At 43.7% G+C, this 13264-nt stretch carries 13 protein-coding genes; 1 reads left to right on the plus strand and 12 read right to left on the minus strand.

From position 1 onward, the window contains the following. Positions 1-36: 36 nt before the first annotated feature. The 11 genes from yabQ to pth all read right to left on the minus strand — a co-directional run bounded on the left by yabQ (position 37) and on the right by pth (position 11856). Positions 37-606, minus strand: coding sequence for a spore cortex biosynthesis protein YabQ (gene yabQ / locus KFT32_RS21045; RefSeq protein WP_211749453.1), 570 nt, complete (start codon positions 604-606; stop codon positions 37-39). Next, on the minus strand, positions 603-887 hold the full coding sequence (yabP, locus tag KFT32_RS21050) for a sporulation protein YabP (RefSeq protein ID WP_211749454.1): 285 nt from the start codon (positions 885-887) through the stop codon (positions 603-605). Before yabP ends, yabQ begins: the two co-directional genes overlap by 4 nt. Positions 888-1022: 135 nt before the next feature. Further along, positions 1023-1307 carry an RNA-binding S4 domain-containing protein gene (locus KFT32_RS21055; RefSeq protein WP_211749455.1) on the minus strand — a complete coding sequence of 95 codons (285 nt, stop codon included), beginning with the start codon at positions 1305-1307 and terminating at the stop codon, positions 1023-1025. Next, positions 1307-1579, minus strand: coding sequence for an HU family DNA-binding protein (locus tag KFT32_RS21060; RefSeq protein WP_211749456.1), 273 nt, complete (start codon positions 1577-1579; stop codon positions 1307-1309). Before KFT32_RS21060 ends, KFT32_RS21055 begins: the two co-directional genes overlap by 1 nt. A 280-nt stretch (positions 1580-1859) precedes the next feature. Beyond that, complete coding sequence (yabN, locus tag KFT32_RS21065) at positions 1860-3359, minus strand: bifunctional methyltransferase/pyrophosphohydrolase YabN (RefSeq protein ID WP_211749457.1); 1500 nt, start codon at positions 3357-3359, stop codon at positions 1860-1862. 115 nt (positions 3360-3474) lie between these two features. After that, entirely contained in the window at positions 3475-5121 is a 1647-nt protein-coding gene (locus KFT32_RS21070; protein WP_211749458.1) for a putative polysaccharide biosynthesis protein, read from the minus strand. Positions 5122-5248: 127 nt separating this feature from the next. Further along, positions 5249-5791 (minus strand): stage V sporulation protein T, encoded by a 543-nt coding sequence (gene spoVT, locus KFT32_RS21075; protein ID WP_211749459.1) that lies wholly within the window; start codon positions 5789-5791, stop codon positions 5249-5251. 277 nt (positions 5792-6068) lie between these two features. Further along, a complete protein-coding gene (locus KFT32_RS21080; protein WP_211749460.1) occupies positions 6069-7202 on the minus strand; it encodes a peptidylprolyl isomerase in 1134 nt (377 codons plus the stop codon). Continuing rightward, on the minus strand, positions 7189-10713 hold the full coding sequence (mfd, locus tag KFT32_RS21085) for a transcription-repair coupling factor (protein WP_211749461.1): 3525 nt from the start codon (positions 10711-10713) through the stop codon (positions 7189-7191). The genes KFT32_RS21080 and mfd overlap by 14 nt, the downstream gene beginning before the upstream one ends. A 263-nt stretch (positions 10714-10976) precedes the next feature. Further along, positions 10977-11207: an anti-sigma-F factor Fin gene (locus KFT32_RS21090; protein WP_211749462.1), complete on the minus strand. Its 231-nt coding sequence runs from the start codon at positions 11205-11207 to the stop codon at positions 10977-10979. Between the two features lie 88 nt (positions 11208-11295). Continuing rightward, positions 11296-11856, minus strand: coding sequence for an aminoacyl-tRNA hydrolase (pth, locus tag KFT32_RS21095; RefSeq protein WP_211749463.1), 561 nt, complete (start codon positions 11854-11856; stop codon positions 11296-11298). A 172-nt stretch (positions 11857-12028) separates the two neighbouring features. Between pth and KFT32_RS21100 the strand changes: the two genes are divergently transcribed. Beyond that, the gene (locus KFT32_RS21100) at positions 12029-12229 is read left to right on the plus strand and encodes a hypothetical protein (protein WP_211749464.1); all 201 of its coding nucleotides are present in this window, start codon (positions 12029-12031) and stop codon (positions 12227-12229) included. Positions 12230-12308: 79 nt separating this feature from the next. Here the strand turns inward: KFT32_RS21100 and KFT32_RS21105 are convergent, their stop codons facing one another. After that, a complete protein-coding gene (locus tag KFT32_RS21105) occupies positions 12309-13262 on the minus strand; it encodes a ribose-phosphate diphosphokinase (RefSeq protein ID WP_211749465.1) in 954 nt (317 codons plus the stop codon). Positions 13263-13264 lie beyond the last annotated feature (2 nt).

Raw genomic sequence — 13264 nt, forward strand, 5'->3', positions numbered from 1 at the left:
GGGCTTTGAGTTAGAAAACTCTTTTTGTGTATAACGTCAGAACCAGTAGTTCCACCATTCTTTAATCCGGACAAATGTACGTACCATCCAGCCCGGAGTTTGCCATTTACTGAGCAGTGGCCTTATAGGCAAGTAAAGAAGTTTGAGAATCGGTCTGACCAGGTAATAGACCATTCTGATCAGAAAGAGGAACAATGCCATAACGAATCCGAATAAAATCCGTAACAGGCGAAGGATTCCTTTTACAGGCAGTACTAAGACGATATACAGTACTCGGTAAAGCATATAAAAGAACTTCTTTATAATTCCAATTAACATTACCACAAATTTTTGGGTCAAAACACTTAAAACCAAAAAATAGACCCAAACCCCTAAAAAAAGCCCTAAAAAGACATAAAATCGTAACTCTCCGTGGTTACTGGAGTAAAGCATGTTAAATACAAACAAGGCTGCTACAATCCAGTACACCAAATCAAGTGTATGAAGGCTCCATCTCGGAAACCGGAACGAGTGAGACAGTACCCGGTAACTGTCATACACGATTCCCATTGCCGCTCCCGAGAAAAGCATCCACCCTAGCGTTATCCACTGAATTTCCGGATTCATTTGAACAACTTGCCAAGGATTCCTTTACCTGATTTAGAACTTGAGCCGGGATCCAAATACGCGAGAGAGCTCACATAACCTTCAATCGATAACAGCCCCTCTTCTAGGCTGAGATTTTTAATATGTAAATTTTGTCCGCGAATGGTTAGATGGCCGAGCTCTGTCTTAAGTAAAAATTCCTCGCTATCAAAGCTCTCGACATTCATGACCCCTGTAATATCAAGCAGTTTCCGGTTCTGCATCGACAAGCTGTGCTGTTTCGGTTTTCCATGGTCCATCATGGCATGTACCCCTCCCTTCTTACACCTAGCTTATGGGCCGGTAAGAAGGATTAGAACACGAGCTGAGGGAAATAAAAAAGCGCGCCTCTCCCTTTCATCAGGGTTAAGCACGCTCTCCTACTGTAAAATCAAGGATTAACCTAAAAAGTTGAACCCATTATCTTTTGCAATTGGCTCTTCTTTCACCACAGTGAACAGGCTTGAAGCCTCTTCCTTACGCGTGCTCTCTGCTAGACGTTCTACTCGAATCGTTACAAGTTTCTGTCCGAACTGTACGGTAATTTCGTCACCGACTTTAACAGCACTGCTTGGCTTTGCCTCTCGTCCGTTGATAAGGACCCTTCCCTGTTCAGAGACGTCCTTTGCCACCGTCCGGCGCTTGATCAGTCTCGAAACTTTAAGGAATTTATCTACTCGCATTATTTTACAGCTTCTTTAAGTTTATTCCCTGCCTTGAATGCAGGAACATTAGATTCTGGAATTTCAATAGCCGATCCTGTTTGTGGGTTACGTCCTGTACGTCCGGAACGTCTACGAGTTTCGAAAGTACCAAAGCCAATTAATTGTACTTTGTCGCCACTTGCAAGGGCATCTGTAATTTCACCAAGGAAACCGTTAAGAACAGCTTCTACGTCTTTTTTTGTAAGTCCACTTTTGTCCGAAATGTTGTTTACCAAATCTGTTTTATTCATGATTAAAGGCCTCCCAAATTAAAGAAAATACGACGTGCACTTATGTGCGTCATTAACGCTTCCAGTACCACGTGCCGTTACTACACTTCTATTCTTGCTGAGTTCCTGAAAATCCTGCCGCAACGCCTTTTTTTTGCTATCTAGCATACGGAGGTCTCAAGTTTGGTAAAGAATACGACATTTTAGGTACCGTTGTCAAACGAAGCGATTGCCAACCGCAGGATAGGGTTGCTTTTATCAACATACCCGCTAATTATGGCTTTCAATCGTGATCTAAACATTAGTTATCTTTCAATGCCTTCTTTGCTTCCTGCCAGTAAGCTTCCATTTCTTCAATATTGCTGTCTTTGATTGCTTTTCCCTGCTCGGCAAGACGCGCTTCGATATACTTGAAACGGCGTGTAAACTTCCGATTGGTAGCAGCTAATGCTTCCTCTGGATCAGCTCCAATGAACCTTGCAATATTAGCGGTAGCGAACAGAACATCACCCAGCTCAAGCATTTGCTCTTCTGCAGCGTAACCTTCCTGTACAGCCTCTTTGAGCTCACTTAGTTCTTCCTCAACCTTAAGGAATACTCCTTCTACCTCATCCCAGTCGAAGCCAACCTTAGACGCCTTCTTCTGGAGTTTATAAGCTTTCATCAACGCAGGAAGGTCCCTTGGAACTCCGTCCAATACAGATGTACGTTCGTTCTCTTGACCTTTGAGTTTCTTCTCTTCCACTTTCATAGCTTCCCAGTTCGCTAGCGCTTCCCCAGCATCTTCCGCCTTATTTTCTCCAAAAACGTGCGGGTGTCTGAAAATGAGTTTATCATTCAGACCCTCGATGACATCATATACGTTAAATGTACCGAGCTCTTCTTCCATCTGAGAATGAAGCATGATTTGAAGCAGCAGATCGCCCAGTTCTTCCTTCATATGATCTGGATCGTCATCATCAATGGTCTCAAGGACTTCATATGTTTCTTCTATCAAATTTTTACGTAACGAAGCATGTGTCTGTTCACGATCCCACGGGCATCCTTCCGGGCTTCGCAAAACTTCTACAATTTCATGAAGACGGCCAAACGTACGTCTTGTGAGCTGCTCATTGTCACTCTTCGGTACATAGATAAGCGACAAATTGCCATATCCCTCTACCCGATCAAGTTCATACAGCTCTACTTCTTGAATCATTTCCTGCCCCTCGATGCCTAGTGCATGTCCAACAATGACCTTTGTATCATCTGGATACACTTCCATCAGGCTCAGCTTTACATCAGAAGCGGTGAACACGTCATACACTTGTCCAATTAACGTATGTAATTTGGGCTGGAACAGACTGCTATCGATGATTCCTGCGTCAAGTAATTGGAACCCTTCTATTGGGTCAAATCCTAGTCTTACGAAGGCCTCATCGAGAAAGCTTTCTCCACCAAGGATCGTGAGGCTAATTCCCTGCTCAGAGCAGCGCTCTTTTAGCAGACCCACCGTAGCTTCCGCTACCATAGGATGCCCTGGTACAGCATACACGATCTCCTCGCCTGCATTTCCTTGCTTCGCAAGCTGAATAAGCTCGATTGCAATGCTGTCATACACTTCCGGAAATGAACTTTTTGCTTCATATATATTATCGAACGAAGTCAAAGATAAATGAAGATTTTCCAAATCTTTGCATACCGGATGATCCATTGTTCGAACATAGATTGTACTCGCTTTTTTCAACCTCTTCCAAATGCCTAAAGTCAGTTGATCCTCACCGCCTGAGCCTAGACCAACGACTGTAATTGCTGCGCTCATGCTACACCTCCATATAAGTGGCTTTTATATAAGCCTACCCGTTATTTCCCTATTGTAACTATATCATGCTTTTGTGTTTTGCCAAAAAAACAGAGCGCCCTGGTTGGTGGTGCGCTCACATCATTTTCAGTTTGCGAAGCAGCTTCACAAGCTTCGCACCTTTGGGCAGCATAGCGAGCTCTGCTGCCGTAATCCATTTCGTGCGGACTGCGCCGAGCACGAATATGACAATGCCTGCTGCGATGCCGAGCAGGCTTTGAACGAGCGCGGTGGTACGCCCGCCCACCGCAATTCCCATGGCGCCGGTCATCGTTTCGGCGCCCCATGCAGTCCCCGCCGCCGCGAGCGACATGGCGGCGATCACAAGCGCTGGCTTTAGCAGGCCAGCGCTTAGGGACACGCGCAGCTGCAGCAGTCGAGCGAGCAGCAGCGCGTTCAAGAGGGCAGCCAGCGCATAAGCTGCTGCCGAAGACCAAGCTGCGCCGCTTACGCCAAGCAGCGGCACGAGCAACTCGTTCAGCAGCGTTTTGACCGCTGCTGCTGCGAGCATGATGAGGGCGGGCGCTCTGACTGCGCCAAGCCCTTGAAGTAACGCTGCGGCAATGACGCTAACTGCACTACCAGCAGCGGTCAGTGCCAGAATACGCATCGTGTCCGTCCCCTCTGGAGTGACATACAACATGCGGTTAATTGGCTGTGCCAGTACCGCCATGCCTGCAGCAGCGGCAAGACCAATGAGCCAAAACCATTTGAGAGCAAGGCTGCTTTGCTTACGAATTGCCCTCTGGTCATTTCGCACCTTTGCTTCCGCTATCGCAGGAATGAATAACACGGACAGAGAAACCGCTAGCATCGTCACCAACTGTACAAGTGGAATTCCCCGATTATAGACTCCAAACTGCCTCATCGTCTCCATGTCATTCATTCCCTCTAGCTTAAGGAGACGGGGAACAGTAAACGTATCGACCATATTCATAAGGGGAACTGCGATGGAACCAAGAGCCACTGGAATAGCATACCGGAGTACGGAAATTAGTAGTGCTGATGTAGATTTTCGCTCTGTTTTACTGCTGTTCCCCCCCCTTGCTGGTCCTTCTGGAGGAACAGGTTGTCTCTTTCTTCTGCGAACCCAGAAAATCCACATTAGGATAAGACCTGCCGCACCTCCCGCAGCTGACCCCAGCATTGCACCTGCTGCAACCGTCTCTGCCTCTGCTCCCCGCTCAATCAGGATAAATAGCAATACGAGCATTACCGTTACGCGAGCAGTCTGCTCCGTAATCTGGGATACAGCCGTAGGAACCATATCCTGCAGCCCTTGGAAGTATCCCCGTAAGCCTGTCATGACAGGAACAAACAAGAATGCAAAGGAAGCTGTACGAATCGAGAGGACAACCTCTTCATTATCAATCAGTGTACTTATCTGCGGCGCAAATTGGTACATGATTATACTTAGCAAACCTCCCAGCAAGGCAAGTAGGAGAGAAGTGACTCTGAGTACTCGCTCGCCTTCCTCTCGGTCTCCCTTTGCATTCGCTTCTGCAACAAGTTTGGATACTGCTATTGGAAATCCAGCTGTTGCTAAGGTAATGAACATCATGTAGAAAGGATACACCGTATTATAAATACCAAATACACTGTCACCCGCTATATTTTGCAGAGGTATTTTCTGCAGTGTTCCAATTAATTTCGATAAAATGGCAGCTACGCTAAGGATAAATGCTCCTTGCAGCAACTTCGTGCCAGAATCCGTTGATTTCATATAAGATAACCTGCTTCTTAATAGGAGTCGTATTCTCTGGTACCTGTTTTATACGAATCCTATTATACCTCTTTATGAAAATGCAAAAAACTCCTGCCTTCTTAAAGGCGGGAGTTTTTTGTATTTTCTACTGCTCCATTTGCTTGCCAAGGAACGCAGCCGCAGTTTCAGACATTTTCACTTCAAGCTGCGACATTTTTGTAGATTCATCTTTGCTGTACAATATCACGGCACCAATTGGATCTCCTCCAGATATAATCGGTGCTACAACAAAGGATGAAAGTGTTTCAATATGATCTTTAGCTATTTCATAAGATCCATTACTGTTTTCAAGCAATGTTTTACGGTTATCCATTGAGTGCTCAACCAGATTTCCTATTTGCTTGTCCAAATACTCTTTTTTAGATCCGCCAGCCACCGTAATGATGGTATCACGGTCCGTGATAAGTGTTATATGGCCTGTACTTTCGAACAGGGATTCAGCGTACTCTTTCGCAAAGTCACCCAGCTCACCAATAGGTGAGTACTTTTTCAGAATCACTTCTCCATCACGATCCACAAAAATTTCTAGCGGATCTCCTTCACGAATTCGCAAAGTACGACGGATTTCTTTGGGAATTACGACACGACCTAGGTCATCAATACGGCGGACGATACCAGTAGCTTTCATTTACATGTTGCCCCACTTTCTCGAGAAGATTTTTCAACTACTGTCCTTTTATGAGGAGGGATTAAGGTAGTTAGTTTAGTGTGATATCTAGACCATAGTATTCATCTGTTCCCAATTCCTTATACATGAACCATGTAATATAGTTCCTTAAAACTTACTCTATTTTGTTCGTGTGCTGATATTTGCTGCTTAGGAGACTCTTGATATGCCAAAAAGACGCGGTTCCCCGCGTCTAGTGGATGTGTTCTCAATATACTTTATATCTCGCCTGGCCTAATTATTTACCGTCCGTTTTATCTGTTCCTTCAGTTCCTGCATCGGTTCCTTTATCAGTACCTGCGTCTGTACCTTCTTTACCTGCGTCTGTACCTTCGGTTCCTTTGTCAGTGCCTTCAGTTCCTGTACCGTCTGTGCCTTCAGTACCTTTTTCAGCTGCAGGGTTCGCAGGAAGTTTGATTTCACCTTCCATAATTCCACTCAAATCTTTTTCCATAAAGGTTTGAATTTGTGTGTTTACAATGGAATTTGCCAGTGCATCTTTTTGCTCTTGAGTCAATTCATCATATTTAGGCTCAGTACGTTTTTCCACTTTCATTACATGGTATCCGTACTCAGTCTCAACTGGATCACTGATTTTGTTCAGCTCGAGTGTTTTAGCTGCTTCTTTAAAGGCCTCTACCCAAGAAGAGATAGGCGTATCTTCATACAATCCACCATTATCAACAGAACCTGGGTCTTCAGAGTACTCTTTAGCTACTTTTGCAAAATCTTCACCTTTGTCCAATTTCGCTTTTACTTCTTTCGCAATTTTCAGCGCTTCGCCTTCTTTACGATCCTCTTGTGTTTCAGGATCTTGGAAATTAATCAATACATGGCGAACGGAAGCTGTAATAAATTGATCTGGGTCAGCATCAAATTGTTTTTTCAATTCTTCATCCGATACTTTTGCCGATTTATCTTCGATAATCGTCATCACGCGAGCCATATAATTTTTGATATCTTCTTCTTTAAGACTAGCATCAGTAAGCATCGTGTTCCACTTCTCGTCTCCGCCTACTTGAGTTTTCATCTGTGCGAGCTGTGTTTCTGCTGCCTTAGTTCCTGCCGTTTTGGATTCCTCGGAAGCTTGGTTGTACATATACTCATAAGTAACTTGCTGTTCCACCAGATACTTACGGAACTCGTCCATTTCCATGAGCTGTGCATACTGCGGACTCATGAATTTCATGATGTTCATTTCGGTGTTGAATTCGTTTTCTGTAATTTCACCGCCATCATATTTAACGATAACAGCACTAGTATCACTACTTGCCGATTTCTCATTTCCACAAGCGGCCAGAAGAGAAATCGATAATACGCCGACCATTGTCACCGCAACCGTCTTCCAGGATTTTTTATTACTTCGCAACATCTTGAAGTTCCCCCTTTGATTTAAAAGCATCCTTCATGGCTGCAAGGAATTTCTCTAGCAATTGAAGTAGTTCTGAATCGCTGAGCCCTTTACCTTTTACATGAATTGTCATACTTTGACCTTGTTCAAATTGTACACGTCTTTCGAACTGATTTCCAATCTGTGCAAGTTTGGTTCCATTTACAGCCTTTTCCTGGCCTTCATAAAACTTCAGAGATATGTTGTCCCCTCGCTGTGCAATGCTCTCAATTCCGTATGTTTTACCATATATTTTGAGTCTCGCCACAGTCAATAAGTTCGTAACTGCCTCTGGCAAATCACCAAATCGATCCACCAATTCATCTTCCAGTTCCATCGTATCGTCAAAGGAAGCAAGGACAGCCACTTTTTTATATATCTCAATTTTTTGAATGCTATCATAGATATAATCCGACGGCAAGTATGCGTCAATACCTAGATCAATCGCTGTCGTCCAGCTCGACTCTTGTGGAGCTTCTTCACCAAGCATCGTTACTTTACGCTTATTAATTTCCTCAGCAAGCATCTGTGAGTACAGATCAAAACCGACTGAAGCAATAAACCCATGCTGCTCCGCTCCAAGCAAGTTTCCAGCGCCCCGAATGGTGAGGTCTCTCATTGCAATTTTGAATCCGGATCCCAGTTCAGTAAATTCCTTGATTGACTGAAGTCTTTTCTCAGCCACTTCAGTAAGCACTTTATCCCTTTGATACGTAAAATAGGCATACGCGATCCGGTTGGAACGTCCAACCCGTCCACGCAGCTGGTACAGCTGGGAAAGCCCCATCTTATCTGCATCATGTACAATCAAAGTATTGACGTTCGGGATATCAACCCCAGTTTCAATAATACTTGTGCTGACTAACACGTCGAACTCTCCATCTAGGAAATCAAGAATGGTCTTTTCCAGTTCCGACTCTGTCATTTGACCATGGCCAACACCAACTCTCGCCCCAGGGACAAGCTCTGAAATTTCCGCAGCCATCTCTTGAATCCCTTGTACACGGTTGTACAAGTAATATACTTGTCCACCTCTCGCAAGTTCACGCTCGATCGCTTCACGAACTAAAGTCTGGCTATGCTCGACCACATAAGTTTGCACCGGAAACCGATTTTCCGGAGGAGTTTCAATAACCGACAAGTCTCTTACACCCAGCATAGACATATGAAGTGTTCTAGGGATTGGTGTTGCGGTAAGGGTCAGAACGTCGACATTTGTTTTCAACTTCTTCAGCTTTTCCTTATGAGTAACCCCAAAACGCTGCTCCTCATCCACAATAAGCAGTCCCAAATCTTTAAAGACAAGATCTTGAGATAACAAGCGATGTGTACCAATGACAATATCAATGGTTCCTTGCTTAATCCCTTTGGTAGTCTCATTCTGTTCCTTCCGGGAACGGAAACGGCTAAGGACACTCACATTAAATGGATAACCGGAAAAACGCTCACGGAACGTTTCATAATGCTGTTGGGCAAGAATCGTAGTTGGAACAAGCACAGCGACTTGTTTTCCTTCGATTGCTGATTTAAAAGCAGCTCGAATCGCTACCTCTGTTTTACCGTAACCAACGTCGCCACATAGCAAGCGATCCATAGGACGGCTTTGTTCCATGTCCTTTTTAATTTCTTCGATTGCTCTTTCCTGATCTCTTGTTTCATCGTAAGGGAATAGATCTTCAAATTCCTGTTGCTCAGCAGTATCCTTGTCAAAAGCATAACCAGGCGAAGATTGACGTGCCGCATACAATTTAATAAGATCATCAGCAATATCCTGGACAGAACTGCGAACTTTATTCTTAACTCGCGTCCAGTCGTTACCGCCTAGTTTATAAATTTTAGGTTCTTTCTCTTCTGACCCTACATATTTCTGAATGAGATCAATCTGCTCAATAGGAACAGAGAGTTTATCCCCACCAGCATATAGAATGTGCATGTAATCCTTATGGATTCCCGCTACCTCCAACGTACCGATACCCATGTACTTACCGATCCCGTGGTTCTGGTGAACAACGTAGTCTCCGACCTTGAGTTCACTATAACTCTTGATTCGTTCTGCATTATCTACATTACGAATAGGTTTACGTACTTTACGCTGTTTCTGGGAGAACATCTCACCTTCTGTAATGACAGCTAGATTAATAGAAGGCATCTCGAAACCGCCCTGCAAATTACCAATCATCATAGTAGGTTCATGAATATCGTAATCCTGCAGTACTCGGCGCATTCGTTCCAGTCGTTCTTCATTGCTTGCCAGCATCAGAACCTGAACGCCTGCTTTTTGCCAACGTTCCATTTCCGCCTTAAGAACATTCATTTGGCCATGAAAATCCTGCATACTGCGGCTGACCATGTTAAGAATGTTTTGAGGTAACGTATGTGGCACTTGTCTCAAGAAAATCGAGATAAATAAAGTTTGGAAAGGACGTTTATATAAAACTTCTTCATGATCAAGTGAAAGTGTAAGCTGTGGTAACGTTTTACCATTCTGAAGCAAATGCACGCTCCACTCCGACTCATCACGTTCAAGTTGCTTCCCCGTCTCAAGAAGCCTTGCAGGCTCATCCAAGATCAACACCGTATCTTCCGGCATATAGTCATAAATTGTTTGTTTCTCCGGGTAAAGCTCTGTTATATATTTATATATTTCAGGAAAATAAACATGTTCGCGCAGCAATTCGATTTCACGATGAATTTCATCTCGCAAACGCAGTTTTGCCTGTCGATCTGCAGTCTTCTCCAATTGTTCCTCAAGCAAAATGGCCGCCTTGTCTGCGGCTTGTTCCATTTTGTCCTTGTTCGCAATGAGTTCCTTGCAAGGAGTAATGGTAACCTGGCTTGTCTTATCTATAGAGCGTTGATCCAATGGATCAAAAGTACGGATCGAATCGATCTCATCGTCAAACAGTTCCACTCGGTAAGCAAGTCCGGAAGTGACAGGGAAGAAATCAATAATTCCTCCTCGAACACTCATCTCACCCTGAGTTTCTACACGTTCTACACGCTCGTATCCAAGCTCCACCATACCTCTAAGAAAAGAATCCAGCTCAAGTGTTCCGCCTTGCTGTAATGTTATTTCGGCACCAGCAAGAACTTCTGGAGATGGCAAATAACGACGTGCCCCCGATAAAGGAATGACAACCACGCCGCGAAATCCTTTTGCACACTTCAGTAGAACATCAATACGTTGTGCGAGTGTTTCTGGGCTAGATATAGCTGCCTCAGCAGCAATTAATTCGTTGGCAGGGTATAAAAGGACTTGATCAGCAGAAAGCGCTTCCTGCAAATCATCTGCCACTTTTTGAGCCGCAAACATATTATGTGTTACAACGAGCATGGGTCGGTCTAGCTGTTTGTGCAGGGCTGCAATCATTACCTGACGAGCAGACCCCGTCAAACCCGAAATTAACTGCTCTTTCATTCCTGATCTAACACCGGAAGCAATCGATTCAAAATCAGAATCTTTGGAATAGGCATCAATAAGTGCTTGTAGCAAAAGGGGCACCTCTCTTATCACTTTCTAATCTATCTGTTAATTTAAAAGATTGTTGCATCTTAAATGTAAACATCTGGATAATCCATTGTTTCATCATAATCCTTTTTGACTGCCCTTACCATAGGTAAAGTCAGAACATATGGCTTATTTTCTGCTCTGTAACTGAAAAAAAAGCCTCAGCACGCTGCCAAGGCTAGAGGGAGCCGAAATAGCCAACCCTTAAAGCTCATTGAACTTTATTCTTTTCTTCTGAATACGAAAAACTACTGCAACGGACTTGCGAGCAGACTAAGTTCCGGATGGACCATGATCGCCTCCGTACAATACCTGCAGGTAATGTTTATTACCATCTCGCCTTTTGAATTATAGGCTATTATATCTTGCCGCTCTGAGGGGGTCAAGAAATGTAGACCGAGCTGAACTTCTGTCACCTTATCTGCTTCTATACGCCCTAAGGATGAACGACAATGACGACAGATATAATGTATCTGCATAGATATGCCTCCTGAAAAAGAATTATACTTATAGTCTTTCCAGGAGACTGCTAGTTTAGCCTATATTCACACATGTTGATCCAAAAAATTACCCATTGAACTTAGCCATCGTTCTCTCGAATGTATCCTTCATTGAATACTCCAAAGCATCACAAGTCGTTTCAATCATAGAATCCAGTGCATCTTTTTCTTTCTTAGGAAAATTGGAAAGCACGTAATCCACGATTGCATGTCCCGGTTCCGGTCTTGAAACTCCCATACGAATTCGGTTAAATTGCTGGGTGCCGGTGTGCTGAATTAATGACTTAATTCCATTATGTCCGCCTGCACTACCTTGATATCTAAGTCTAATTTTGCCCACTTCTGTATCCATATCATCGTAGACTACAATTAAATCTTCCAGGGCAACCTTGTAATAATCCATGTAGGCACGAACCGATTCTCCGGAGAGATTCATATAGGTCATTGGCTTGATTAATACCGCTTTTTCTCCCTGGATCATTCCTTCTCCAATGAGAGCTTTACATTTACTCTGGTTAATTGATATATGATGGCGATCCGCCAGAGCATCTAATGCCATAAACCCGACATTATGCCTTGTTTTCGCATATTCGGAACCCGGATTTCCGAGTCCTACAATCCACTTCATGGTCTGCTCCTCCTTTCACAGTTTTGAATAGAGATTAATTTATGAAATGTCAAAAAACATCTTAGAAGCCCCTTATGTGGACTTACGATCTTTTTCACTTTACAATAAAAACAATTGTATAACAGCGGGTAGCTATAGAAGTAACAGCAACCAAGGAAAGGATGAACCGGTTATGCGCCATGATATAGAACGTTTAACGCAGTTGTCCCAGTTTCAGCACCATTTGGAACAGGCCATACCGGTGCAAGTGTATGACCGTGACAGACACATTGATATTGGTTTCATCACTCATTATGATGAGCATTTTGTTGAAATAGGCGGTGCACTTTTCAACCGTTCCTGTCATCATTTTATTTCAAGACCAGGGTACTAAAACCAATTGATACGCCGACAGGGGTTACATCGTCTCTTCCGAGACAGTGTAACCCCTCTTTCATGTTTACCATGCAGAACTATTCAATTTCAAACAATTTACTAATCGACAATTCCTCATGAACCCGAATAATGGCCTCACCAAGTAGCGGAGCTACGGAAAGTACATTCAGCTTATTCGTTGGATTTGGATGAGTAATCGGAATGGTATCCGTAACTATTACTTCCTTAAGTGGCGAGTTTTCCAAACGCTCCATTGCAGGGCCAGAAAGAACAGGATGCGTACAACAAGCGTACACTTCTTTAGCTCCACCCTCCATTAATGCATTCGCACCCAGCACAATTGTACCTGCTGTATCGATGATATCATCAATCAGGATTGCTGTTTTACCTTCAATATTACCGATAATATTCATCACTTCACTTACATTGGGTTCCGGTCTGCGCTTATCAATAATAGCAAGTGGTGCATTCAGGAAGTCAGCCAGTTTTCTTGCACGTACTACGCCGCCATGGTCCGGGGATACAACAACCGGGTTTTCAATCTGTTTGGAACGGAAGTATTGTGCAATAATCGGAACTGCAAGCATATGATCCACTGGGATGTCAAAAAACCCTTGGATTTGCATCGCGTGAAGGTCCATAGCAATAACACGTGTTGCTCCTGCTTTTTCAATCAAGTTTGCTACGAGTTTTGCTGTAATTGGATCTCTAGAACGTGCTTTACGATCTTGTCTAGCATATCCGTAATACGGAATTACGACGTTAATTGTTTTGGCCGAAGCACGCTTCAGTGCATCGATCATAACAAGCATTTCCATCAGGTTATCGTTAACTGGCAAACATGTAGATTGCACAATGTAGACATGGCTACCACGTACACTCTCAGACAATTTTACTTGAATCTCACCATCACTAAAGCTTGTTGTATGGGATTCACCCATTGGAATGCCAATGTAATCAGCAATTTGATGTGCAAGTTTCGGGTTTGAGTTACATGTAAATATTTTTAGTTTGGAATCAAAATAAGTCATAA

Origin of the sequence: Paenibacillus sp. Marseille-Q4541, assembly GCF_018310695.1 — a bacterium.
In the GTDB taxonomy this organism is placed as follows: Bacteria; Bacillota; Bacilli; order Paenibacillales; family Paenibacillaceae; genus Paenibacillus.

Bases quoted from the DNA above. Each gene is read 5' to 3' on its own strand.
- yabQ (WP_211749453.1), bottom strand. From the start codon at position 606: ATGAATCCGGAAATTCAGTGGATAACGCTAGGGTGGATGCTTTTCTCG.
- yabP (WP_211749454.1), bottom strand. From the start codon at position 887: ATGATGGACCATGGAAAACCGAAACAGCACAGCTTGTCGATGCAGAAC.
- KFT32_RS21055 (WP_211749455.1), bottom strand. From the start codon at position 1,307: ATGCGAGTAGATAAATTCCTTAAAGTTTCGAGACTGATCAAGCGCCGG.
- KFT32_RS21060 (WP_211749456.1), bottom strand. From the start codon at position 1,579: ATGAATAAAACAGATTTGGTAAACAACATTTCGGACAAAAGTGGACTT.
- yabN (WP_211749457.1), bottom strand. From the start codon at position 3,359: ATGAGCGCAGCAATTACAGTCGTTGGTCTAGGCTCAGGCGGTGAGGAT.
- KFT32_RS21070 (WP_211749458.1), bottom strand. From the start codon at position 5,121: ATGAAATCAACGGATTCTGGCACGAAGTTGCTGCAAGGAGCATTTATC.
- spoVT (WP_211749459.1), bottom strand. From the start codon at position 5,791: ATGAAAGCTACTGGTATCGTCCGCCGTATTGATGACCTAGGTCGTGTC.
- KFT32_RS21080 (WP_211749460.1), bottom strand. From the start codon at position 7,202: ATGTTGCGAAGTAATAAAAAATCCTGGAAGACGGTTGCGGTGACAATG.
- KFT32_RS21090 (WP_211749462.1), bottom strand. From the start codon at position 11,207: ATGCAGATACATTATATCTGTCGTCATTGTCGTTCATCCTTAGGGCGT.
- pth (WP_211749463.1), bottom strand. From the start codon at position 11,856: ATGAAGTGGATTGTAGGACTCGGAAATCCGGGTTCCGAATATGCGAAA.
- KFT32_RS21100 (WP_211749464.1), top strand. From the start codon at position 12,029: ATGCGCCATGATATAGAACGTTTAACGCAGTTGTCCCAGTTTCAGCAC.
- KFT32_RS21105 (WP_211749465.1), bottom strand. From the start codon at position 13,262: ATGACTTATTTTGATTCCAAACTAAAAATATTTACATGTAACTCAAAC.